The organism is Actinomyces timonensis DSM 23838 (genome assembly GCF_000295095.1).
Taxonomy (GTDB): Bacteria; Actinomycetota; Actinomycetes; order Actinomycetales; family Actinomycetaceae; genus Actinomyces; species Actinomyces timonensis.
Window position 1 is genome coordinate 960,088 of sequence record NZ_JH806632.1, and the last position, 24,748, is coordinate 984,835.

Consider the following 24,748-nt stretch of genomic DNA (forward strand, 5'->3'; position numbering starts at 1 on the left):
ACTGGTGGGCGGGAGGGAGGGGCACCAGGCTGCGGCAGACTGGGACGGTGAGTCCTGAGCCGTCCGCCGAGCCCGCCGAGCAGGCATCTGCCGCCGCGCCCTCTACGCGCCCGGCGCCTGGCATCACCTCCACCACGCCCTCACCCGCGCAGGACCTCACCGCCCTCCTGGAGACCATCGGCGCGCGGGGCGAGCGGCTCATCCACCTCGAGCGCACGCCCGCGCGCCCGGCCCGCCACGCAGACTGGCCCGACTGGGCCGACCCCGCGCTCGTCGCCGCCCTGGCAGCCTCCGGCATCCCCCAGCCCTGGACCCACCAGGCCCAGGCCGCCGACGCCCTCCACAGCGGCCACCACACCGTCATCGCCACCGGCACCGGCTCCGGCAAGTCGCTCGCCACCTGGCTCCCCGCCGTCTCCGACATCCTCGCCGCCCAGCGCGACGCCCACGCCTCCGGCACCGGCCACCGCATCTCCGCCCACGGCCGCCGCCCCACCACCCTCTACCTCGCCCCCACCAAGGCCCTCGCCGCCGACCAGGCCGCCGCCCTCGACCGCCTCGCCGACCGCATCGACGCAGCCCAGGCCCCAGACGCCCCCATCTCCCCCACCCCGCCCCTCACCCTGCGCACCGGCACCTGCGACGGGGACACGCCCCTGCCCGAGCGCGACTGGGCCCGCGCCCACGCCGACATCATCCTGACCAACCCCGACTTCCTCCACTTCTCCCTCCTGCCCGGCCACGAGCGCTGGACCCGCTTCCTGCGCTCCCTGCGCTACGTCGTCGTCGACGAGTGCCACGCCTACCGAGGCGTCCTCGGCGCGCATGTCGCCCTCGTCCTGCGCCGCCTCCTGCGCCTCGCCCGCCGCCTGAGCCCCGACTCCCCCGGCCCCACCGTCCTGTGCGCCTCGGCCACCGCCGCCGAGCCCGCCCTCACCGCAGCGCGCCTCATCGGGGCCCCGCCCAGCGCCGTCGTCGCCATCACCGACGACGGCGCCCCCGCTGGCGAGCGCTCCCTCGCCCTCTGGCAGCCCGCCCTCACCGACCCCTGGGCGGCCGCGCCCGCCGCACCGGAAGCCGACGAGCCCAGCGCCGCTCCCGACCCCGACACCCCCGATGAGCCCTCGCCCCGCCGCTCGGCCACCGCCGAGGCCGCCGAGATCCTCGTCGACCTCCTCAGCGCCGGTGCCCAGGCCCTCGTCTTCGTGCGCTCGCGCCGCTCCGCGGAGGTCGTCGCCGAGCACGCCCGCCACATCCTCACCCGCTCCGGCCCGCCCCTGTCCCAGCTGGCCGACGCCGTCGCCGCCTACCGGGGCGGGTACCTCCCCGAGGAGCGCCGCGCCCTCGAATCCGACCTGCGCCACGGGCGCCTGCGCGCCCTGGCCACCACCAACGCCCTCGAGCTCGGCATCGACGTCACCGGGCTCGACGCCGTCATCATCGCCGGGTGGCCCGGCACCCGCGTCTCTCTCGGCCAGCAGGCCGGGCGCGCCGGACGCGCGGGCAGCCCCGGCGTCGCCGTCCTCATCGCCTCCGACAACCCCCTCGACGCCTACCTCGTCCACCACCCCGAAGACGTGTTCGCCGCTCCCGAGGCCACCGTCTTCGACCCCGCCAACCCCTACGTCCTCGCCCCGCACCTGTGCGCCGCCGCCTCCGAATCGCCCCTGCGCCAGGCCGACCTCGAGCTCTTCGGCCTCCCGGACGACGCCCTCCTGGCCGACCTCGCCGAGCGCGGGGCCCTGCGCCGCCGTCCCACCGGCTGGTTCTGGAACGCCTCCCTGCCCGGCCGCCCCCAGGACCTCACCACTCTGCGCGGCGACGGCCCGCCCGACGTGCCTATCGTCGAGTCTGGCTCCGGCACGGTCATCGGCACCGCCCCCGGTGCCAGCGCCGACTCCTCCCTCCACGCCGGCGCCGTCTACATGCACCAGGGGCGCGCCTACGTCGTCGACGAGCTCACCGAGGAGGCCGCCATCGTCACCCCGCGCCTGGCGGTGGGGTACCGGACGCGCGCCCGCGAGCGCTCCAGCGTGCGCATCCTCGCCGAGCGCCAGGCCGAGCCCTGGGCGGACGGCGTCACCTGGAGCCTGGGCAGCGTGGAGGTCACCAGCCAGGTCACCGGCTACACCAAGCTCGCCCTGCCCAGTATGGAGGTCGTCTCCCAGCACCCCCTGGACATGCCCGAGCGCGTCCTGCCCACCGCCGCCGTCTGGTGGACGCTCCCACCGGAGGCCTGCGAGGCCGCGGGCGTCGCCCCCGCCCAGCTGCCGGGCGCGCTGCACGCCGCCGAGCACGCCTCGATCGGAATCCTCCCCCTCCTGGCAACCTGCGACCGCTGGGACATCGGCGGGCTGTCCACCGCCCTGCACCCCCAGACCATGCGGCCCACCGTCTTCGTCCACGACGGCGCCGCGGGGGGCGCGGGCTTCGTCGAGCGCGGGCACCGGGCCGGAGCGCGCTGGCTCCAGGCCACGCTCGACGTCATCACCGAGTGCCGCTGCGCCTCGGGGTGCCCCAGCTGCATCCAGTCACCCAAATGCGGCAACAACAATGAGCCCCTCGACAAGCCCGGTGCCATCGCCCTGCTGCGCCTGCTCGTCCAGGCCGCGCGCTCGGCACGCTCAGCCCCGCCAGCCCCTTACCCTGACACGGCGTCAGGGGGCTAGGCTCACCTGCATGTTGATACGACTCCTGCGGACGCACTTGCGCCCCTACTACGGCCTGCTGGCCTGCGTGCTCGTCCTCGAGTTCGCCCAGGTGATGGCATCCCTCTACCTGCCAACCCTCAACGCGGACATCATCAACCGCGGCGTGGCCACCGGCGACACCGGCTATATCTGGCGCACCGGTGGCCTCATGCTCGCCGTGAGCGCCGCCCAGGGCGCCTGCACCATGCTCGCCACCTACCTGGCGGCGCGCTCGGCCATGGGCCTGGGCCGCGACCTGCGCGCCAAGATCTTCCACCGGGTCGGCTCCTTCTCCGAGAGAGAGGTCTCCGGCTTCGGCGCGGGCTCCCTCATCACCCGCAACACCAATGACGTCCAGCAGATCCAGATGCTCGTCCTCATGGGCTGCACGATGCTCGTCATGGCGCCGATCATGGCGGTGGGCGGCATCATCATGGCAGTCACGCGCGCCCCGGGCCTCGCATGGCTCGTCGCGGTGAGCGTGCCGGTGCTGTTGGCGATCGTCGGCCTCATCGTGCGCCGCATGGTCCCGCTCTTCCGGTCCTACCAGGACCGCCTCGACGGCATCAACCGGGTCCTGCGCGAGCAGCTCACCGGCATCCGCGTCATCCGCGCCTTCGTGCGCGAGCGCGCCGAGGCCGAGCGCTTCGCCGGCGTCAACCATGACATGGCGTGGGTGGGCGAGCGCGTCGGGCGCCTCTTCATCATCCTGTTCCCGCTGGTCACACTCGTCCTGGACGTCACGGTCGTGGGCGTCATCTGGTACGGCGGCCACCGCGTGGGCTCGGGCGACGTCGAGGTCGGCACCCTCATCGCCTTCATGGCCTATCTCATGCAGATCCTCATGGGTATCGTCATGGCCTCCTTCATGACGATGATGATCCCGCGCGCCACCGTCTGCGCCGAGCGCATCAGTGAGGTCCTGGCCGTCGACCCGTCGCTCACCGTCGCCGAGAGCGCGACCACCTCCTTCCCGGAGCCCGGCGCCGTCGAGCTGCGGGATGTCACCTTCTCCTACCCTGACGCCGAGGCGGCCGTCCTCACCGGCGTCTCCTTCCGTGTGGCCCCCGGCTCGACGACGGCGATCGTCGGCTCCACCGGTTCGGGCAAGTCCACGCTCGTGGCGCTGCTGGCCCGGCTCGTCGACACCACCGACGGCGCGATCCTCATGGGCGGCGTCGACGTGCGCCAGGCCGAGCCCGAGGCGCTGTGGGCCACCCTCGGCCTGGTCCCCCAGAAGCCGTTCCTCTTCGCCGGGACCGTGGCCACGAACCTGCGCCTCGGCCGTGAGGAGGCCGACGACGACGAGCTGTGGGCTGCGCTTGAAGTGGCCCAGGCCCGCGACTTCGTGGAGGAGATGGACGGGGGGCTCGAGGCTCCTATCACCCAGGGCGGTACAAACGTCTCGGGCGGGCAGCGCCAGCGCCTGGCCATCGCCCGCGCCCTCGTGCGCCGCCCGGACATCCTCATCTTCGACGACTCCTTCTCCGCCCTCGACGTGGCCACGGACGCCCGCCTGCGCACGGCCCTCGCGCCCGCCACCGTGGGGGTGACGAAGATCGTCGTCGCCCAGCGGATCACGACGGTCACCGACGCCGATCAGATCCTCGTGCTCGACGGCGGGCGCCTCGTCGGCACCGGCACGCACGAGGAGCTGCTGACCACCTGCGAGGTGTACCAGGAGATCGTCTCCTCCCAGCTCGGACAGGAGGTGGCCGCATGAGCCGCCACGCAAGCGACAAGCGGGCGGACCGCGCCCACAAGAAGGGCGCGCGCGCCGCCACCGACGAGCTGAGCGAGGAGGAGATCAAGCTCGCCGCCTCCGCGCAGGCGGCCTCCGACGACTGGCACTCCGGCCCGCCCCCGGGCAAGGCCGAGGCCTTCTGGCCCTCCTTCCGCCGCATGATCGGCCTGCTCGCCCCCTTCAAGGGAACGCTGACGATCATCACGCTGGCGAGCGTCGTCGGGATCGTGCTGTCCGTGGCCGCGCCCAAGGTGCTGGGCAACGCCACGAACGTCATCTTCGAGGGCGTCATCTCCTCGCGCCTGCCACAGGGGGTCACGAAGGAGCAGGTCGTCGAGGGCCTGCGCGCCTCGGGGGAGGGCGACATGGCGGATATGGCCGCCGCCATGAACCTGCGGCCGGGCGAGGGCATCGACTTCAGTCGCCTCGGCACGATCCTCGCCACGGTGCTCGTGCTGTACGTCGCCTCGGCGATCCTCATGTGCCTGCAGGGATTCCTGCTCAACCGCATCACCGTGACCGCCATGTACCGGTTGCGCGAGCAGGTGGAGACCAAGATCCACCGCCTGCCGCTGTCCTACTTCGACCAGATGCAGCGCGGCGAGATGCTCTCCCGCGTCACCAACGACGTCGACAACGTCACCAACACCCTCCAGCAGTCGCTGTCCGGGGCGCTGACCTCGATCCTCACCGTCGTGGGCGTCATGGTGATGATGTTCTCGATCTCCTGGAAGCTGGCGCTGGTGGCGCTCATCATCATCCCGCTCATGGGCGGAGTGTTCGGGGTGATCGGGCCGCGCTCCCAGAAGGCCTTCACCCATCAGTGGGCGCGCACGGGCCGCATCAACACGCGTGTGGAGGAGTCCTTCTCCGGTCACGCCCTCGTGCGGGTCTACGGGCGCACGCAGACGGTGCGGGAGGCTTTCGCCGAGGAGAATGACGAGCTCTACCGCTCGGCGCTGCGCGCCCAGTTCCTCTCGGGGATCATGATGCCGCTCATGCTGGTCATCGGGAACATCTCCTATGTGGCCATCGCGGTGGTCGGCGGGATCATGGTGGCCTCTGGGTCGCTGAGCCTGGGCAATGTGCAGGCCTTCATCCAGTACTCCCAGCAGTTCTCGCAGCCGCTGGGCCAGCTCGGCGGGATGGCCACGGCAGTGCAGTCCGGAACGGCCTCGGCCGAGAGAATCTTCGAGCTTCTCGACGCCGAGGAGGAGGCCCCTGACGCCGAGGGCAGCGAGGGAACTGGGGCCGGTGAGGCAGACCTGGTGGCGGGTGCCGCCCGGCCGGGCACCGGCGTCATCGAGGTGGAGCACGCCCGCTTCTCCTACTCGCCGGACACCGAGCTCATCCGGGACCTGTCCCTGCGCGTGGAGCCGGGGCACACGGTGGCGATCGTCGGACCGACCGGCGCGGGGAAGACCACCCTGGTCAACCTGCTCATGCGCTTCTACGAGCTCGACGGTGGCCACATCACCCTCGACGGCCGGGACATCGCGCTGATGACGCGCCACGAGGTGCGCCGTCGGACCGGGATGGTGCTGCAGGACCCGTGGCTGTTCGAGGGGACGATCCGGGAGAACATCCGCTATGGGCGGCCCGGCGCCTCGGATGAGGACGTGGAGGCGGCCGCGGAGGCCTGCTTCGTCGACCACATCATCAAGGCCCTCCCGCAGGGCTACGAGACGCGCCTGGAGGAGGACGCCGCGAATATCTCCGCTGGTGAGCGGCAGCTTCTGACGATCGCGCGCGCCTTCATCGCCAACCCCGCCGTCCTCATCCTCGATGAGGCGACGAGCTCGGTGGACACCCGCACCGAGTTGCTGGTGCAGCAGGCGATGAACCGGTTGCGCGAAGGTCGGACAAGCTTCGTCATCGCGCACCGCCTGTCCACGATCCGCGACGCCGACACGATCCTCGTCATGGAGCACGGCGACATCGTGGAGCAGGGCCGGCACGCGGAACTGCTGGAGCGCGGCGGGGCCTACGCCCGCCTGCACGCCGCGCAGTTCGCGGGCCGGGAGCTGGCCTCCGACTGAGGCGCGCCGCGCCCTCACCCCCGCCCCGCCGTCTCGGCCCGGCGTTGCGCCCTCATCCTCGCAGTTCGAGGGCGCAACGCCGGGCCGAGACGGTTTCTGCGGGCCGAGGGCGCGAGGTGGGGCCGACCCAGAGCCGAGAGACGGGCGTGGTCGGGGACAAGGCCCACCTCCCCCTTCTGAGCCGGTCTTCTAGATGCGACAGGACCTCAGCAGTTCAGAAAGACGCCCGAGGCGCGACTGGGTCATGTACGACTTCTGTGGCACTGATGGACGGTCAGCAGCGGTGTCCACGACGAGGCGGTAGACGAGTCGCCGCGCTCAGGCGCCCGGTTCTCAATGAGTTCACTAAAGGCCGGATACTGCCGCTGACATGGGCTTCTCAGGCCAACGATCCAGGTCCAGGCATCCGTCGCGAACTGATCCTCGTTGATGGGCTCGTCCTGGAAGGGGAACGTGCCGTTGGTTCGATCACCGCATGGGTAGTCACGCTTGAATGGCGGAGGAGGCTCCCTCCGCCTCACCACCCCAAGAACGCACAACGTGAGAACGACGCCGATCGACGGAAGCTCCCCCTAGCAATGCACGTGCGAGATCGCTCCCGCGAGCACCCGGGCACTAGGGCACTAGGGCACCAAGGGATCGAATCCGCGAAGGCGAAACCACCCTTCAGCCCAAGAAGTATCTGAGATAGGTTTCAGGAGCATCCCTTCCACTGCACCTGAAGGGCCGACAATGATATATCCTGAAGAACGCTGCATCATCATCGTAAGCAAGAACAGTGCGGCCGACCGAACACAGGATGTTCAGTCGTGCTCCACCGATCAGGAACACACCTGGATCGTCTTCCAGAACAACCCCAGGCAGTACACCTACACCCACCGTCGGGCCTACGAGCTCACTGGTCAGCGCTACCCGCTCCACCCCAGCGACTCGGTCTTCGTGCGCGGCGAGCTGTGGCCACATCCCGAGGATCTTGATGTGGTCTTCTTCGCCGACCCTCAGGCCCCGGGCGGCGGGTGGTATCACCTACGGCGGCGAAGCAGCCAGGCAAGGAGGTGGTCTTTCAGAACCGCAGCGGAAGTCTTCATCGCGCCGCACACGCCAGAAGATGAACAGCTGGACTTGAGGCTCGCCTACCTTCTCGGTGCCGCCAACAAAATTGACGCAGCCACAATCAAGGATCAGGATAACGATAACGGGCTCAGCCTGGCCAGGCGGCTGGAGCCGATCGGTCGTCCGCACCCGGACAGCGCCCTGAACTACTATCTTCTGGCCGCGGACGAGGAGGCACCGGATGCCCTCGCCCCCATCATTCTGCCGTTCCAGTCCAATGAGGCTCAGCGCCAGGCTGTCGAGAAGGCACTGCGCCACCGTGTCAGCGTCATCGACGGACCACCTGGGACCGGCAAGACCGAGACCATCCTCAACCTCATCGCCAACATCGTGACTCGCCCCGGATGCAGTGTGGGTGTCGTCTCCTTCGGCAACTCTGCCGTTGACAACGTCCAGGCCAAGCTCCAGGAGGCAGGAATCGGTTTCATCGCCGCGCGCCTGGGTAGCAGCCGCGAGCGCGTGCCTGTATTCCTGGCAGAACAGGAGCAGCGCAACGCGGCGCTCAGGGCCTGGCAGGACGCCCAGAAGAGCGCAGAGGCGCAGCGCCCGCAGGACGTTCCAGGTTCCACGTCGGGTGATGCGCTGCGACACGCCGAGCAGCGCCTCACCAAGATCTGGTCGGAGAACCGTCAGATCGCCGTCCTGCGTCAGGAGCTGGCCGCCTACCGTCTTGAGGCCGAGCACTTCGAGCGAGTCCTTCTTGCCGGGGAGCTCCCTGACCTGTCAGACCTGCCCCTGCTGAAGAGAAGCTCCGACCGCATCCTCAGTTACCTGGCGGAAACCAGCGTTCCAGGGCCGGGCTCAGCCGGCCTGCGATCGATCCCGGCCCGGATACGCCGCTATTTCCAGTACGGGCGCCTCAAGCAGATCGATCCTCACGACACGGCGACCGTGCAGGCGTTGGAGCGCGCCTTCTATGCCAAGCGCATCGGCGAGCTGATGCAGAAGGAGGCAGGTCTTGTTGCTGACCTCTCCGCCCAGTCCCCACAGCAGGCCCGCCAGGAGCACCAGGCGCTGTCCTGGCAGGTGCTCAACCAGGCTCTGAGCGACCACTACTCGAGGACTCCCTCCTTCACCTTCGACGACAAGGCGAACAGCACGCGCAGGCACTGCGCTGAGCTGCTCGCCCAGTACCCAGTCATCCTGACCACCTGCCGGTCTATTCGCAGCAATCTCGGTGATCTTGGCATGCTCGATTGGCTCATCATCGACGAGGCCAGCCAGACGAACCTTCCAGACGCTGCTCTGGCAATGAGCAAGGCCCGTCATGTCGTTGTGGTCGGAGACCTCAAGCAACTGGACGTAACCCTGGACCGGGCCTTGCAGGCAGAGCTCCACGAGGAGAGGCTCGGCCTGTACGACGCCTCTCAGTCGATCCTTGAATCAGTGACGACCGTGTACGGGGAGCGCGTCTCCCGCACGATGCTCACCGAGCACTATCGCTGCGAGCCGGCAATCATCGAGTTCTGCAACCAGATGTACTACGACGGCACGCTCATCCCGATGCGTCAGGCCGATCCCAGCGTCACCTCGCCCCTGTCGGTAATCAGGACTGCCCCAGGCAATCACGCGCGGCGGGTCACCACAGGCCTGGCCCGCGGGACCTACAACCAACGGGAGATCGAGGTCATTGGCCACCTGCTCGCTGGCGACTCGGAACAGGCCGATCAGGCCGCGCACGGAGAGGCTGCCCAGCACCTCGGACTAGTCACTCCTTTCCGCCTTCAGGCGGACCGCCTGAATGAGACGACAACGGCGTATTCTCATCTTCCCGCAGGCAGCGCTGACACCGTCCACAGGTTCCAGGGCAGAGGCAGGGACACGATCATTATGAGCACGGTTGTCGACCAGTCCCGTCAGGGGCGCATGGGCCTGCAGTTCGCTGACGACCCTCGTCTGATCAACGTCGCGGTCTCACGAGCCAAGAAGAAGTTTATCCTCGTCACCCACAACGGCCCGCTCCGAGGCAGCCGCAATATTCAGGACCTGGTGGACTACATCGTTCACCAGAACCCCTCAGCGGCTTGTGAGAGCCCTATCGTCTCCGTCTTCGATCTGCTCCACCGTGAGCACTCCCAGCGACTGGAGCACTTCGCCAAGCGTGTGCATGGCACGAGCAGGTACCTGTCGGAGAACATCATGAACACGCTGCTGGAGGACATCCTCACGCACGATGAGGCCTATCAGCATCTCAGTGTGCAGACGCAGGTGCGACTGCACAGCCTTGTCCCGCCCGAGACAGACCTCGACGAACGCCAGCGCCACTTCCTCCGCACTGTCTCCTCCGTGGACTTCGCGATCTACCACAGAGTCACCAAGGTCCTCATCCTGGCCATTGAGGTTGACGGCTTCCAGCACGAGAACAACGCCGACCAGAGGCGCAGGGACGCCACCAAGGACTCGATCCTCTCTGCCTGCGGAATACCCTTGCTTCGGCTGCCGACCAACCACAGCGGGGAGAGCAAGAGGATCCAGGAGGCACTCGATCAGGCACTGGCAGGATAGAGGGAGAACACGCCCTGCAAACGCCGACCCGCGCCGGAACCAGACAAACAAGCCTCCGCGAAACCCGGGGCTTGACACCCGGTGTGGCGCGCCGGGCTCAGGACTTGCGGTTGCGGCGCGCCTGGCGGGCCTGGCGCTTGATGTCGCGCAGCTCGGCCCGCTCCTTGCGCACCTGTGCCCGGTGCTGCGCCCGCAGGACCGCGCGCCGCTGCTGGGACTCCTCGCGGTCGAGGTGGATCTGGTGTCGCATCTGCTCGCGCCAGTGCGTCCGCTCCTCCTCGACCCGGCGCAGCCGCTCGACGAGCGCGGCCGCCTCCTCCTCACTCAGGCCCAGCCGGGTGACACGCGACTCGCCGCGGCGCAGCCCGGGCAGGGGCTTCGGAAGGCTGGGCATGCCCGAGCGGCCCGCATCGCCCGCGGGCGCCGGGACGGCCTCGAGGCCAGCCTCGCCGTCGGGCTGGCCAACTGGCTGATCAGCGGGCACGATGGCGGCGACGTCGCCACCCAACCCGCCGTCCGCCGTCGCCGGGGACGCGGGCTGGCGGGGCTTGGAGACCACACTGACCTCGCCGTCGTCCTCCTCGGGGATCGCGGAGGTGGAGGCGCTCTTGACCTCGCTGCCCGCGGAGTCCACCGGGCCCTGGACGATGGCCAGGGCCTCGACGGCGGGGACGTGGTCGGCGTCGGCGCCCAGGGCCAGGCCCAGCAGTGGCATGAGGAGCACGCTCGCGGCGCCGGCGAGCACGAGCGTGGAGGCGATGGAGGAGCTCATCGCGCCGGCGTTGACCGCCACCTGCGTCACCGCCACGATGATCGGCAGGGCGGTGGTGGAGTACATGGCGATCTGCAGGCACTGGCGCATCGAGTAGGCGCGCAGGCCGTCGCGACGGCGCTCCAGGCGCGCGGAGAGCCAGACCGGCAGGCCGCGGGTGAGCACGAGGAGAACGAGGAAGGCGCCCAGGTAGATCAGGGAGTCGGCGGTGATCTCCAGCTCGATGGCCATCCCGGAGGTGACGAAGAAGATCGGCACGAAGAAGCCGTAGGCGAGGCCGTCGAGCTTCTCCTCCAGCTCGCGGTTCCCGTCGGGCACGGCGTAGCGCAGGATGAACCCGGCGGCGAAGGCCCCCAGGACGACGTCGAGGTGGAAGACCTCGGCGAGCGCGCACAGCCCCACGAGGAGGAGGACGGTGACGCGGATGGTGGTCTGCGCCGTCGTCGTCCCGCCGAGGTGGATGAGCGCGACGAGGCGCTGCCCGGCGGCCTTGACGCGGTCGGTGAAGCGCACGATGACCAGGGTGATCGCCAGGAAGAGGGCGAGCACGGCGACGGACTGCCAGGTGGAGCGGGTCCCCAGCAGGAGGGCCATGAGGATGACGGGGCCGACCTCGCCGACGGCGCCGTGGTTGAGGATCGCCGCGCCCACCGCCGTCGACAGCAGGCCGCGCTCGCGCAGGATCGGCAGGATCGTGCCGATCGCGGTCGACGTCATGGCGATGGCGATGGCGATGCCATTGGCGGACAGGGGCCCGCCGGCCACGCCCACCACGGTGACGGTGGCGAAGGCCAGGGCCAGGGAGCCGAACCAGGCGGCGGTGGCGTGGCGGCCGCCGGACCCGCGCAGCTCGTTGACGTCGATCTCGTAGCCGGCCATGAGGAAGAGGAAGGCCAGGCCGAGCTCGGAGAGGAACTCGATGGGCTCGCCCTTCTCCGCGATCGCCAGGACGCTCGGGCCGATGGCCAGGCCGCCCAGGATGAGCAGCACGGTCTCGGGCACGATGCGGCGTGGGATGTTCAGCGAGATCATCGGCGCGAGCAGGGCGACGGCGACGATCCACAGCAGAGAGACGAAGGCCTGGGCCATGGTGCTCCTTCTGACGCGGGCGAGGACCGGGTCGGGAGCCTACTCGCGGGAGCTGGGTGGGAGTGGAGCAGTACCGGGGTGCGACGTGTGCGCGGGGGCGCCGGCTACTCGGCGGGAGCCGGGGCGGGCGCAAGTGCGGGCGCGGGGATGAAGGCGGAGGCGGGGGTACTGCGGCCCGACGGCGACATTCTCCACCGGCGGTTGCGCTCACCCCCGGAACCCGCCTCCTGATGTCGACCGGTCTCGCGGTGCTGATCGCCCGGTCTCGCATATAGGGAGGGGCTATGGGGTGGCGGGGGATGCATTGATCGTGTCGGCGGGGCCGGCTCGGGCTTGGGCCCGGGCCCGCCGGGGCACACCCAGCACGCTGACCTCGACGGACACGCTCACGACGACGTCCTCGCCCTCAACGCCGCACGACGCCAGGTCCGCGCCGTTGGCCGACGCGAGGCGCTGCGCGGCGGCGCAGGGGTCGCCGGGCGCGATGATCGATGTCAGTGCGGTCGCCCCGGCCAGGGCGGCCATGTCGGCGGCGTTCCGCGCCCGGCCGGCCGCGCTCTCCGCGCGCATGAGCCCGGTCAGTCCGAGCGTGATCGCGAGGATCGCCCCGATGACGCTGACCATGAGGACCGTCCCCTCTCCCCGCTCACCCGCGAGGAGGCTCCGCCACTCCCTCATGGCGCGTCACCGCTCGGCTCGGTATAGGCGCAGGCGCGCGCCCGCAGGGTGAGCCCCGCCCGTCCGAGCACGCCGGGCGCGGCGCGGCTGATGCTGACGCAGGTGAGGTCCCCCTCGGCTCCCACAGCGATGGAGGAACCGGAGGGGACGACGGCGCCCGCGGCGGCCAGGGGGTCGGCCCCGATGGCCGCCTGCCGAGCGCCCACGCGGGCGGCGTCGGTCAGGCGCATCTGGGTGGCGCCCGCCGCGAGCGCGGAGAGCGCCAGGAGGAGGACGAGGATGACTGCGGGCATGGCGACCGCGAGCTCCGCCGTCGCCATGCCGGACTCGTCCCGGAGCGCGGGCGGCCTGCGGGCGCGCGGGAGCGGCATCGCGGCGCGCATCAGACCGACAGGGCCGACTCGATGAGGGACTGCAGCGTGCCCCTCAGGCTCCCCGAGCGCATGATGGCCAGTAGCAGACCTGCGAAGGCGGCCGCCGCGAGCGTTCCGATGGCGTACTCGGCGGTGGCCATGCCGGCCTCGCCACTGGGGTCGCTGCCCTCGGGCGTGGAGCGCTCGACGGCGGCCTCGGCGCGCTCGAGGGCGGCGGCGATGGGTCCGGTGAGCATGGCGTACTCGGCGCCGGGATGGGCCAGGCCCCAGGCGCGGTGGAGGGTGAGCAGGGCGTTCTTCATGGGGATCTCCTCTGGATCGGGGGCGCTCGGCCCCGCGGGCACCATGCCCGCTCCCCGAGCCTGAACCCCTCGCGGGTCCGCCATGAGCGCTCCTCCACACAACCGCTCCCCGCCCGGGCGCACCGCCGCCTGTGGTTCCCGGCCCCGCGGCCACGGCGGCGCCCGCAGCGCCTGCGGATGGGCCCCTCAGTGCTCGATGAGGTCGCGGATCTCGGCCGCGGTCAGGCGCGCCTGCGCCATCCCAGCCGTCCCAACGGCCCCCGCGCCGGCCACCCCCTCGGCCCTGGCCTCCCCTGCGGCGTCGGCCCCCTCGACGACGCGCTCGAAGAGCTCGGCCTTCTTGGCCTTGAGCGCCATGACCTTCTCCTCGATGGTGCCCGCGGAGACGAGCCGGTAGACCATCACCGGCTTGTCCTGGCCGATCCGGTGCGCGCGGTCCACCGCCTGCTCCTCGGTCTGCGGGTTCCACCACGGATCCAGCAGGAACACGTAGTCGGCCTCCGTGAGGGTGAGCCCGAAGCCACCAGCCTTGAGCGAGATGAGGAAGGCCTGCGCCCCACCGGAGCGGAAGGCCTCGATCACCCCGGCCCGATCCGACGTCGAGCCGTCCAGGTATGCCGTGGTGATCCCGGCGGCCTCCAGCTCGCCGCGCACCATGCCCAGGTAGCGGGTGAACTGGCTGAAGACGAGCGCCTGGTGGCCCTCGGCGACCACCGGCTCCAGCTGTTCCAGCAGCGCCTCCACCTTCGCCGAGCGCGCCCGGCGGCCAGGCCGCTTGCCTCCGCGCTTCCCGGAGCCGCCGTCGCCGTCGCGGCTCTCCCCCTCCGAGCCTTCCTCGTCCTCCAGGAGGGAGGGGTCGAGCGCCATGAGGCGCAGCGTCGTGAGGGATTTCAGGGCGGTGAAGCGGGATTGGGCGGTGTCGTCCTCCAGCAGGCCGAGGACCTTCTGGCGCTCGCGGGCCAGCCGCTGCTCGTAGGCGCGCCGGTGGGAGGCGGGCAGCTCGACGTCGATGACCTGCTCGGTCTTGGCCGGCAGATCAGCGGCCACCTGCTCCTTCGTGCGGCGCAGCATGAAGGGGCGGATGCGGGCGCGCAGGCTGGCGAGCTTGGGGGCCGAGCCGCGCTCGATGGGGCGGCGGAACTCGGCGGTGAAGCGGTCGGGCGAGGGCAGCAGGCCGGGGGCGCTGATCGACAGCAGCGACCACAGGTCCGCCAGGGAGTTCTCCATGGGGGTGCCCGTGATCGCGACGGTGGAGGGCGCGCGCAGGCGCCGCACCGCCTTGTAGGTGGCCGAGGTGTGGTTCTTGACGAACTGGGCCTCGTCGCACACGACCCAGGCGAAGTCGGTGGCGGCGAACTCCTCCTCGCCCAGGCGCACCATCGTGTAGCTCGTGATGAGCAGGTCCGCGTCGGCGGCCTCCTCGGCCAGGGTGGTGCCGCGCTTGGCAGACGTCCGGGTGATGGCGCGCACGCGCAGCTCGGGGCAGAAGCGCGCCGCCTGCTCCATCCACGCGCTCACGACGCTCGTGGGCGCGACGACGAGCACGGGCCCCTTCGGCGCCTCCTGTCCCTCGTCCTTCGCGACGGCGGCCGCCTCCCGATCCTCCACGAGCCTCTGGACGACGGCGAGCACCTGGACCGTCTTGCCCAGCCCCATGTCGTCGGCGAGGATCCCGCCGAGGCCCACGGCGCGCAGGAGGTTGAGCCAGCGGTAGCCGTCGAGCTGGTACGGGCGCAGCTCGGCCCGCAGACCGGCCGGTGGCGGGGCCTCCACGAGATCGGTCTCTCCCGGGCTCACTCCCCCAGCGCCGCTCGCGCCGTCAGCGGCGGCGGCCTCGCCGTCGGCCCCCTCCCCGTTGGCGACGGCCGTGACGGCGAGGAGCCGGGCCACGCCGTCGCGCCACCGCTCGGCCGCCTCGCCGGGGATGCCGAGGCCCACGAGCTGCTCGTAGTAGCCGGCCTGGAAGGGCGAGACGCGCATGGTGCCGCGCGCGTGGGGGTCGGCGAGGTCTCGCCCCTCCTCCATGAGGGCGGCAAGGCGGTGGATCTCGGGGCGGTCGATGCTGATGATGGCGCCGGAGTCGATCATGACCTCGGTGGCCCCGGCGGCGACGGCGGAGATCAGCCGCTCGATGGGCACGTCCTCCTCCCCCACGCGCACCCGGACGCGCAGGGAGAACCAGTCGGGGTTGTCGCCGTCATCCTCGGTGACATCGGTGGTGATGAGGGGCGCGTCGTCGACCTCGCGGTAGTCCGGGACGTCCCCGGCGAGCTCGACCTCGAACAGCCCGAGGCCGCGCAGCACGGGAACGGTGCGGATGATGAAGCGGGCGGTGGCGATGCCGTTGAACTCCTGGCGCCCCCAGGACACGCCGTGCTCGCGGGCCAGGGGGATGAGGGCCGTGATGATCTCGCGGGCCGCCCGCTGCTCGCCCGGAAGGTCCCGGGCCGCCCGGGGCGGGGAACCATCACCGGCCCCCTCGCCCTGCCCCGCGCTGGCCGACGGCGTCGCGCCGTCGAGGAGGGCGCCGAGCTCGCCGATGGCCTCCTCGCGGAGCACCTCGCCGCCCGCGCCGAGGTAGCGAATGAGCCAATCCGTGGTGGCGGCGTGGGTGGCGCCGTCGATGGTCGCCCGCAGGACGGGGCGCAACGTGGCCGGCTCGGGCGCGTGGAGGGTGGCGTCGATGGCGAGGATGGGGACGGCGCGCTGGAGGGAGCCGAGGTACTCGGACTCGAAGCGCGCCACGTCCGGTGCCGGGATGACGACCGGCTGGCTGGGGGAGGCGAGGAAGCGGGCGAGGACCTCGTCGGGCGCGGGCTCCAGGGGCATGAGGACGAGGGAGCCGTCCGGGTTGGTCCAGGCGAAGCCGTGGATCGGGCGCCCCAGTGGCATGAGCTGCTGGCTCGCCGCCCCGGGCTCGCCGCCGTCGGCGCCCATCGCCTCCAGGCCCTCGACCCCGCGCAGGTCGATGCTCGCGGAGATGACCGCGGCGCCGTCGTCCTGCCTCATGACATCCACCCCCGCGCGCAGGCCGGGGGCGATGACCACAGGGCGGCCCGCGCGCTGGGCGGTCGTCAGGGTCACACCGGCGTCGACGGCGCGGCGCAGGATGGACCAGACTCGGCCGGGGACCTCGTCGAAGCTGACGCGGTCATCCATGTAGTAGAAGCCGCCGGGGGACATGCGGCCGATCTCCTGGAGGGGGTGGAGGACGGCCTCATCCACCTCCCCGTTCAGGCCTCCCCCGAGCACCTGGGACCAGGCGGCGCCCTTGCGGTTCCAGCCGTTGCGGCCCTCGATGAGCGGCAGGAGGCTGAGCGCGCTGGAGTAGCGGCTGCGCATCTCGGGGCCGAAGGAGACCTCGAGGGCCATGACGCGCTGGGGCGCGCGGGTCACGCGCAGGAGGCGATCGAGCTCGGCCTCCCAGTCCGCCGGGCCGTCCTCCTGGGGGCCGAGCGCCAGCTCGCGGGCCACGATGACGACGGCGACCGTGTGCTTGCAGTCCTGGCGCACGGGGCAGGAGCAGTTGCCCGCCCAGCGCGGGGCGGTCTCAGGGGCGGTGGTCCCGGTGCCGCCGCGGGCGTAGAGCATGGTCTGGTAGGCGCGCCCGCCCGAGCCGCGCACCTGGGCCATGATGATGTCCCCGCCGGCCGAGGCGGAGACGGCGCGCACGCGGCCCTCCTCGGCGTAGCGCCTGCCGCGCATGAAGGCCTGCCCGCCCACCCGGGCGATGATCGCCTCATCGGTGACACGGGCCGGCCAGTCATCCTCGGTGATCTCGCGAGCCACGGCGGCAGCCTACGGCCTGTCGGAGGCCAACACCCGCAGGGTCGCGGCAGGCGGCGCAGCTCGGCCCCCGGCATGGCATCCAGCGAGCATTCCGATGTCATCCCCTCCGATCCGCCTCGTGACAGGATGATGCCGTGATGCGATGATGCTCCCATGCGAACCACGCTCGAGATTGACGACCAAGTCCTCGACCTGGCCCGCGAGCGCGCCCGGCACGAGGGTGTCTCCGTGGGGCGCGCCATCTCAGACCTCGCCCTCCAGGGACTCAAGGGCAGCACGCATCGCCTCAGCAAGCGGGGCGTGCCCGTGTTCTCTCCCCCGCCTGGGGCAAGCGCCCATGTGGTGACCCCCGAGTTGATCGAGCGATACAGAGATGGCGACCAATAGGCGTCAGCTGGTTCGTCTTCTCGACGTCAACACGCTCATCGCGCTGTCCCTGACGAACCACGCGCACCACGAGGCAGTATCCACCTGGTTCGACGGCGTCGAGCGCTGGGCGACCTGCTCGATCACCCAGTCAGCCTATGTGCGCCTTCTACTCAATCCGAGTGTGACTGGATTCGAGTTGCCCGCACGCGATGTGCTTTCCGCTCTAGCGGAACTCACCTCCAGCCGGAGGCACGAGTTCTTCGCTGATAATGCTCCCCTGTCCGCTCCTGCGATCAGTCTCGCCAAGCTCTCCGGGCCAAAGCAGGTCACCGACCTCCATCTCGTGGATCTCGCCGTGAGACATCAAGCGCGGCTGGCCACTGTGGATTCCAGGATGCTCTCCGCCCTCGCGCCCCAGGACCGCGACGCCGTCGAACTGATCCCACTCCGGTAGGACTACGGGCCCCTGGGTTCCGCAGTTCTCCGGCAGGCGCGCCCGTCCTCTCGCGCTTGTCGTCCGCTGGTAGGAGGACGAATCGGCTGATCGGCCGAGGCTCGCCGTGAGGCCCCGCCCCTAGCCTGGGCTCGTGCTGATCGTTGAGTCCCTCCTCCTCCTGCTCACCGAGGACTCGGGCAACCCCGAGGGCTGGTCGAGCAACAACGACCTCATGCTGCGGGGGGCCCTCCTCTCCGATCTCATGCTGGCTGGCCGGATCGAGGCCGATACCGCCCGTACCACGCGCCGCCCGCGGATGCGCATCGTCGACACCACCCCCACGGGCCACCCGGTGCTCGACGACGCGCTGGCCGCCCTGTCGGTCAAGAATGGCAAGCGCATCGCCTCCGCCGTCACCTGGGCCGATCTGCGCGCCCACGACGCCGCCGGGGCGTCCCTCGTCAAAGCGGGCGTTCTGGCCGAGGCCGCCGCCCCCGCGCCCGCCCTGTCTGCGGACCCCGCGGGCACGAGCGCCATGCCGCCCGCCGTCCTCGCCTTTCCCACACGCGACCCCCGCCCGGAGGCCGAGCTGCGGGAGCGCCTCTACGGCGAGATCGCGGGAACCCGCGCAGCGGATGCCGCGGACAGCGCGCTCCTGGCGCTGCTGCAGTCCACTGGCGTCGCCTCGAGGGTGCTGAGCGCCGAGCGCACGGGCCTGCGCCACTCCGCCCTCGGGCAGCGCATCAAGGAGATCGCCGAGCAGGCCCCCGTCACCGGGGCGATCAGGGAGGCGATCGCCTCGATCAGCAGCGCCGTCGCCGTCATCGCCGCCCGTACCCGGGGGGTGACCGCCGTCGGGAGATGAGTGATGTGAGCAGGGTCGGTGAGTACGAACCCTAAGATTCCGCCGGGAGGATGAGGGAACCCCGGCGATTTTGTCATACCGTGTAGCCATGCTGATCTCTGAACAGCTGTTCCTGATCCTGAGCGGGAACAGCGGAGGCAGTGGGGACTGGGCTCTGCGCGGTATCTACGGACTGCGGGGCGCTGTGCTCGCCGACCTCCTCCTCGCTGGCAGACTCGACCTCACCCCGGGTCGGGATCCCATGATGCGCGTCACCGACGACGCCCCAACTGACAACCCCATCCTCGACTGCGCCCTCTCCCGCCTTCCCTTCGGGGAGAGCATCCGAATCTCCTCGGCCATCGGGCGCGGCGACTGCTCGCTTGAGGACGTCATCGCCGAGCATCTCGCCGCGACCCTCCCCGGATCCGACGACGCCGGCGCGCGGGCGGCGGACCCCACCGCGGGGCCGGGCGCGGAGGTCGTCGACCGCCTCATCGCTGTCCTCACCGGCGAGCGCCCCGCCACCGCGGCCGACCAGGTGCTGCTATCGATCCTCAAGGGCCTGGGCATCGGCGGGGTCGTGCTTCCCAGCGAGCGCACGGGCCTGGGCTGGAGCGGCCTGTACCAGCGGGTCAAGGAGATCACGGACATGAATGCCCCGGGCGAGCCCCTGCGGACCGCCACGGACGCCCTGGCCGCCCTCACGATCATCGTGGCCACTGTCGACGACGATCGCTGAGACACGCCCGCCTGATTCTCCCTGCTCCCCCTGCGCGACGATGCCGATCTCGTGCCCGAGGATGACAGGCGGGCCGCTCTCCGCGCCTACGCTCAAAGCATGCTGATCGTCGAGAGACTGCTCCTCCTCCTGCTCAAGGACTCCGGCTCGCGGGAGGCCCGCGCCAGTTCAATGGCGCCGGTGGCGCTGCGCGCGGCGGTGCTCGTCGACCTCGTTCAGGCCGGAAGGGTCAGCATCAACGAGGACAAGAAGAAGAGGCTCCACATCATCGACCACTCCCCCACCGGCCACCCCGTCCTTGACGCCGCCCTGGCCGCACTGGCGGTCAAGGATGGCAGGCGTGTTGGCACGATCGTGCAGTGGCAAGGCCTGCGGGCCCTGGAGCTCGCCGCCGGTTCATTGACGGCCGCGGGGATCCTCGATGAGACCAAGGGCGGGCTCTTCAACTGGTTCACCCGCTATCCCACGCTCGACCCCGGCCCGGAGGCCGCGCTGCGGGCCCATCTCGAGGCTGTTGTCATGGGCGCGGCCCCTGCCGAAGAGGCGGACGGCGTCCTCCTCGGCGTCCTGCAGGCGATGAACGCGACGCGCATCGTCCTGCCCAAGGAGCACATCGGGCTGAGCGGGCGCGAGATCAAGCGGCGGATCAAGGAGATCGCCGAGGGAGACCCCGCCAGCACCGCCGTCAAGGCAGCCGTCGATGCGGCGAACGCCGCGGTGATCGCAGCCGTCACCGCGGCGGTCGCGGCAGCCGGGTGAGCCGTTTCCCGGCCCATTCTCGCTCCAGGGACTGACGAGCGCGCCACAATGGAGGCATGCTCATGCCGTACTCCCCTGCCGCCGAGCCGCTCACCCGCATGGCCGACGGGACCGTCAAGCAGATCAGCCCCTTCACCGGTACGGAGGTGTGGACCGTGCCCGGGCGCGGGAACCGGCCCATCTCCCACCCTGTCGCCGAGCGCCACCGGCTGGCGCCCGGGGAGCGCGAGCAGGCCTGCGCCTTCTGCTCGGGCCGGTACTTGGAGACGCCGCCGGAGAAGTCGCGCGTCGTCGTCGGCGCGGGCGGGGGCTATGAGCGGATCGACGGAGTTCCTGCCTCCGAGCTGTCCGCGACGACCGCGGAGTTCCGGCGCATCCCCAATCTCTTCGAGATCGTCTCCTTCGACTACTGGCGCGCCAACCATGGCTTCGAGATCCCCGACGCCGCCCGCGAGCGCATGGAGGCCTACCTCGCCGATCCGGTGGGGGCCGAGCACGCGTCGTCGATCGCCCGGGCCAAGCTGCGCGCCTCCGGGGCGGACCCGGCCGCCTGGGACGCCTGGGGGGACACGGAGCGCCGCGCCTACCTGGCCTCGTTCTTCGCCGGGGGGCACGACGTCATCGTGGGCCGGCGCCACTTCACCGATGACGCCGTCGACTCATCGGGCCTCGCGGGATCGGGGACGCTGAGCGTGGTGGAGCACCGCGCCTACATCCGCCTGGCCGTGGCCGCGATGCATGACCTGTACGAGGCGAACCGGTGGGTGCGCTATGTGGCGGTCTTCCAGAACTGGCTGCGCCCGGCGGGTGCTTCCTTCGACCACCTGCACAAGCAGCTCGTGGCGATCGACGAGCGCGGGGTCTCCGCCCAGCTGGAGCTGGAGAAGGTGCGGATGAACCCGAACCTGTACAACGAGATGGCCGTGGACTACGCCGCGTACCAGGGCCTCCTCGTGGCGTCGAATGAGCACGCGGTGGCCTTCGCCGGCTTCGGGCACCGCTACCCGACGCTGGAGGTGTACTCGACGTCGGCGATCTGCGAGCCGTGGCGGATGAGCCGCGAGGAGGTCGACGCCGTCGCCGACCTTCTCCACGCGCTGCACGCCGCGACGGGCGCGGAGGTGCCGAGCAATGAGGAGTGGCACCACAAGCCGATCGACGTCGACCAGCCCATGCCGTGGCATGTGACGCTGAAGTGGCGGGTCTCCACGCTGGCGGGCTTCGAGGGCGGCACGAAGATCTACCTCAACACCATCGACCCGTGGAACCTGCGCGATCGTGTGGTGGCACGCCTGGAGGACCTGCGGGCGGACCGCCTCATCGCCCCCATGGCGGTGGGCGACGAGTGCCCGACCACCCCCAACCGCCTCCTCTACAACCCCGTCCTGAGCAGGTGAGCGGAGCTCGGATTACAGACCCAGGGCTCCGCGCTCGTCGGAGCTGACCCAGCCCGAGCGCTGCTCCAGGGCCCGGAACCAGCGCGACAGGGCCGGCCAGAAGCTGATCTGGGGGGCCTCGCCGCCGGGGTAGGACTGGCGGCCGCCGTACTCGTAGGCCTGCACGGTGGTGAACAGGCGGATGTCGGAGCCGGTCGGCTCGGTGCCGCACAGGAACTGCCCGATGGACACGATCGAGGACAGCGGGGGCAGGTCCACGAGCGTCATGCCGCCCTCGCGGGAGGGGTGCATGCGTGTGGCGCGGGCGAGCATCGTGTCGACGACGTCGAAGGCAACGAGCACGCCCTGCGCCGCCATGGCCGCCTCGGCCTCATTCTCGGAGTGGGTGGCGATGGCGTGCCCGCGGTTGATGTGCTCGCCGATCCACTCGTCCCAGGCGTCGGTGGAGTTGCGCCGGTTGAGGGGGTAGAGCTCTGGGGCGCCCTCGCGGTGCAGCTCCCACCAGGCGGTGGCGAGGTCGAACAGGAGGGTGCCGGAGTCGTCGGAGACGACCTGCCCGGTGGTGGTGTCGACGAGCGCCGGGACGGTGGGCGGCGGGGTGTAGCCGGGGGTGGTGGCGTAGACCTCCGCCAGGGAGCGCGCGCCCAGGACGGGGTCGGTGCCGGGCTCGCCGTCGGCGCCGGTGAGCTCCCAGAAGCCGTCCTCGCCGCGGCCATAGCACATGGACAGCGGGATGGCCTCGGTCAGGCCCAGCAGGCGCCGGGCGATGAGGACCCTGCGCGACCAGGGGCACGACGGCGAGGCGATGAGCCGATAGCGGCCCGCCTCAACGGGTAGATCGTCGGAGGAGAAGCGGTGCGAGGTGGCGATGGCCATGAAGGACTCCCTGTGCTCTGTGCGCGTGCGATGGCACTGCGGGGGGCGGCGTTACCCCCGCAGGAACATGGTCCCCCAGTTAGCGAGCCTTGTCATGCGGTCCGCGCGGTGTTCGCAGCGCCCATCGGTGGCACTGCCCACGATCCGCCGCGCGGCCGCTCAGGCGAGGCGCGGGGCCATCTCCTCGACGAAGGCCAGCGCGTCACTGTCCTCCCAGGTGGGATCGGCCAGGAGCTCGCGGATGCGGTCGCAGGCGGAGCGCGCCTGCTCGCGCTCATCGAGCTCGATGAGCGAGCGGACCATGCGGGTCAGCGCCGTCGCCGCGGCCTGGCGGTCGTCCTTGGCCATGTACCCCTCGACGGCGGCCTCGCAGTACGGGACGACCTCGGAGTCGTGGCCGGCGCGCCCCAGGATGACGGCGTAGGCGTCGTGCCAGGCGCCGCGCTCCCAGGCCCGGTCCTTCCCCGAGAAGGACTCCACGAGCAGCTCGCGCGACTCCTCCATGAGGGCGCGCGCCGTATCGAGGCGCTCAGCGGCCTCGGCCGTGCTGGACGCGCCGACGGTCTCGCGGGCGGCCTCGCGCAAGGAGCGGGAGCGGTGGCGCTTGGCGTCGTCGGTGTCGGTGCCGTGGAGGTCGGCGATCTGGCGATGCAGGTCGGCGGCGGTGGCATTGTCACCGAGATCAGAGGCGGCCGCCGCCGCGGTGGTCAGCTGCTCGATGGCCTTGTCCACACGGCCGTCGCGCACGAGGATCCGGGCCACGGCGGTGGCGTTGTCGACGGCGCCGCGCCCCTCCCCCATATCGGACTGCGCGGATGCGAGCAGGCCGCGGACGTACAGCTCGACGCCGGGGGCGTCGATGGAGCCCAGTTCGGACAGCGCCGTGGAGAAGGCCTCGGCGGCCTCGGCGGGACGGCCATCCTGGGCCAGGGCGCGGCCCAGCGAGACGGTGGCCAGGGGGCCGCTCACGGGCGCTTCGAGGGCGGCCAGCGCGTCGGCGGCCTGGCGCCGCTGCTCCAACGAGGCGGTGGTGGCGCCGTCGGTCGCCGTGCTCTCGGCGAGGATCGTGCGCGCTGCCACTGCGGCGAGCACGGGGGTGCGGTCGTGGCGGCGCAGGACGTCATCGGCCAGGTTGCCGGCGCGGTGGGGGAAGCCGGCCTCGTTGAGCCGCCGGGCCCGCAGGAGATCGAGGTCGTCGGCGGGGTGGTCACCGTGGAAGCCCTCAGGGACGGCGTCGAGGATCCATTCGAAGAGCGCGATGGCGGCGTCAGCGCCGTCGGGATCGGACAGGGCCGAGAGCACCTGGGCGAGGTCGGCGGCGGTGTTGCCCATCTGGACCAGGCGGCGGTACTCGGTGCCCTGGACGGAGCTGTCGCGCTTGCCGACGCGCTCCAGGGCGCCCAGGCGCTCCAGGGAGTCCTGGACGAGCCCCCACAGGGCCTCCAGGTAGTGGTGGGCGCGCTCGGCCAGGGCCGCGGCGCGGACAGCGTCGATGCCCTCGCCCTCGGGCGCGTCGGCGGTGTCCGCCGCGAGCTCGTCGCGCAGGCTCAGGATGTCCAGGCGCAGGAAGCCGAGCTCGCCGTCACGCGCCCCGATGGAGGAGCGCATCCGGTGGCGCTCGCGGATCGCGCCCTGGTGATCGCGCAGGAGCCGCTTGGCATCGGCGCGCAGGAAGGCCGTCTCGATCTGCAGGTTGGCGGGGCCCGGCCAGTCCGCCTCCAGCACACCACCAGCGGCCACGCGGTCGGCGACGACGAACCCGTCCAGGTCCGCGCCGAGCCTTGCCAGCGAGCGCGAGTAGCGCAGGACGGCGTCCTTGGGTCCGTAAACCGGCATGACGTGCTTGATCTCGAGCTCGGGGTAGGGGCCCTCGAGGTCGGGGGCGGAGGTGTCCTCCATGATCGGCTCGGGCTTGCTGCGGCTCCCGGCGCCCGGAGGGGTGGCGGGAACGAGCGGCTTGGACCCCGACGGCGGGGCCGCGGCGGCGGGCGCGCTCTGGGCGCTGGCGGCATCCGGGGTCCCGGGGCCGCTCGGCGCATGGGGGGCGCTGGCGGCGCCCGCTCCGGAGGCCGCGGTCGGCACGGGTTGTGCCGCCTGGGTCGGGGCGTAGGCCTGGGCCGGGGACGCGGGGGCGGGCGGCACCGGGATCGGGCCGGTCACCGGCGTGCCCGCGGAGAGCGCCTGGGCGGGGACGGCGGGCCCGGAGGGGGCCGACGGCGCCACAACTGGG

16 protein-coding genes and 1 pseudogene are annotated in these 24,748 nt (G+C 71.2%); 10 read left to right on the forward strand and 7 right to left on the reverse strand.

Going from position 1 to position 24,748, the window contains the following annotated elements; genetic code table 11:
* Positions 1–47 precede the first annotated feature (47 nt).
* The 4 genes from A1QA_RS0104360 to A1QA_RS13430 all read left to right on the forward strand — a co-directional run bounded on the left by A1QA_RS0104360 (position 48) and on the right by A1QA_RS13430 (position 10,091).
* Positions 48–2,669: a DEAD/DEAH box helicase gene (locus tag A1QA_RS0104360; RefSeq protein WP_017177708.1), complete on the forward strand. Its 2,622-nt coding sequence runs from the start codon at positions 48–50 to the stop codon at positions 2,667–2,669.
* A gap of 10 nt (positions 2,670–2,679) precedes the next feature.
* Positions 2,680–4,413: an ABC transporter ATP-binding protein gene (locus A1QA_RS0104365; protein ID WP_026048683.1), complete on the forward strand. Its 1,734-nt coding sequence runs from the start codon at positions 2,680–2,682 to the stop codon at positions 4,411–4,413.
* Positions 4,410–6,473, forward strand: coding sequence for an ABC transporter ATP-binding protein (locus tag A1QA_RS0104370; RefSeq protein ID WP_017177710.1), 2,064 nt, complete (start codon positions 4,410–4,412; stop codon positions 6,471–6,473). The genes A1QA_RS0104365 and A1QA_RS0104370 overlap by 4 nt, the downstream gene beginning before the upstream one ends.
* A gap of 732 nt (positions 6,474–7,205) precedes the next feature.
* On the forward strand, positions 7,206–10,091 hold the full coding sequence (locus A1QA_RS13430) for an AAA domain-containing protein (protein ID WP_017177711.1): 2,886 nt from the start codon (positions 7,206–7,208) through the stop codon (positions 10,089–10,091).
* Positions 10,092–10,188: 97 nt separating this feature from the next.
* Here A1QA_RS13430 and A1QA_RS0104380 read toward each other — a convergent pair whose 3' ends face one another.
* The 5 genes from A1QA_RS0104380 to A1QA_RS0104400 all read right to left on the reverse strand — a co-directional run bounded on the left by A1QA_RS0104380 (position 10,189) and on the right by A1QA_RS0104400 (position 17,095).
* On the reverse strand, positions 10,189–11,952 hold the full coding sequence (locus A1QA_RS0104380; protein ID WP_017177712.1) for a cation:proton antiporter: 1,764 nt from the start codon (positions 11,950–11,952) through the stop codon (positions 10,189–10,191).
* 282 nt (positions 11,953–12,234) lie between these two features.
* Positions 12,235–12,630, reverse strand: coding sequence for an Rv3654c family TadE-like protein (locus A1QA_RS0104385; RefSeq protein ID WP_026048684.1), 396 nt, complete (start codon positions 12,628–12,630; stop codon positions 12,235–12,237).
* On the reverse strand, positions 12,627–13,001 hold the full coding sequence (locus tag A1QA_RS0104390) for a TadE family type IV pilus minor pilin (RefSeq protein WP_043508252.1): 375 nt from the start codon (positions 12,999–13,001) through the stop codon (positions 12,627–12,629). The genes A1QA_RS0104385 and A1QA_RS0104390 overlap by 4 nt, the downstream gene beginning before the upstream one ends.
* Positions 13,002–13,012: 11 nt before the next feature.
* Positions 13,013–13,306 carry a DUF4244 domain-containing protein gene (locus A1QA_RS13435; protein WP_017177715.1) on the reverse strand — a complete coding sequence of 98 codons (294 nt, stop codon included), beginning with the start codon at positions 13,304–13,306 and terminating at the stop codon, positions 13,013–13,015.
* A gap of 186 nt (positions 13,307–13,492) precedes the next feature.
* Positions 13,493–17,095 (reverse strand): DEAD/DEAH box helicase, encoded by a 3,603-nt coding sequence (locus tag A1QA_RS0104400; RefSeq protein WP_017177716.1) that lies wholly within the window; start codon positions 17,093–17,095, stop codon positions 13,493–13,495.
* A 153-nt stretch (positions 17,096–17,248) separates the two neighbouring features.
* Between A1QA_RS0104400 and A1QA_RS0104405 the strand changes: the two genes are divergently transcribed.
* The 6 genes from A1QA_RS0104405 (at position 17,249) to A1QA_RS0104430 (ending at position 21,642) form a co-directional block, all read left to right on the forward strand.
* Complete coding sequence (locus A1QA_RS0104405; RefSeq protein ID WP_017177717.1) at positions 17,249–17,482, forward strand: DUF2191 domain-containing protein; 234 nt, start codon at positions 17,249–17,251, stop codon at positions 17,480–17,482.
* The gene (locus A1QA_RS0104410) at positions 17,469–17,918 is read left to right on the forward strand and encodes a TA system VapC family ribonuclease toxin (RefSeq protein WP_017177718.1); all 450 of its coding nucleotides are present in this window, start codon (positions 17,469–17,471) and stop codon (positions 17,916–17,918) included. The genes A1QA_RS0104405 and A1QA_RS0104410 overlap by 14 nt, the downstream gene beginning before the upstream one ends.
* 133 nt (positions 17,919–18,051) lie before the next feature.
* A complete protein-coding gene (locus A1QA_RS0104415; protein WP_017177719.1) occupies positions 18,052–18,765 on the forward strand; it encodes a GOLPH3/VPS74 family protein in 714 nt (237 codons plus the stop codon).
* Positions 18,766–18,853: 88 nt separating this feature from the next.
* Entirely contained in the window at positions 18,854–19,486 is a 633-nt protein-coding gene (locus tag A1QA_RS13440) for a GOLPH3/VPS74 family protein (protein ID WP_017177720.1), read from the forward strand.
* Positions 19,487–19,585: 99 nt separating this feature from the next.
* Entirely contained in the window at positions 19,586–20,245 is a 660-nt protein-coding gene (locus A1QA_RS0104425; protein WP_017177721.1) for a GOLPH3/VPS74 family protein, read from the forward strand.
* A 56-nt stretch (positions 20,246–20,301) separates the two neighbouring features.
* A complete protein-coding gene (locus A1QA_RS0104430; RefSeq protein WP_017177722.1) occupies positions 20,302–21,642 on the forward strand; it encodes a DUF4921 family protein in 1,341 nt (446 codons plus the stop codon).
* Between the two features lie 12 nt (positions 21,643–21,654).
* Here the strand turns inward: A1QA_RS0104430 and A1QA_RS0104435 are convergent, their stop codons facing one another.
* A complete protein-coding gene (locus A1QA_RS0104435) occupies positions 21,655–22,518 on the reverse strand; it encodes a glutathione S-transferase family protein (RefSeq protein ID WP_017177723.1) in 864 nt (287 codons plus the stop codon).
* A 159-nt stretch (positions 22,519–22,677) separates the two neighbouring features.
* A pseudogene (locus A1QA_RS0104440) lies at positions 22,678–24,748 on the reverse strand (hypothetical protein); the annotation flags it as partial.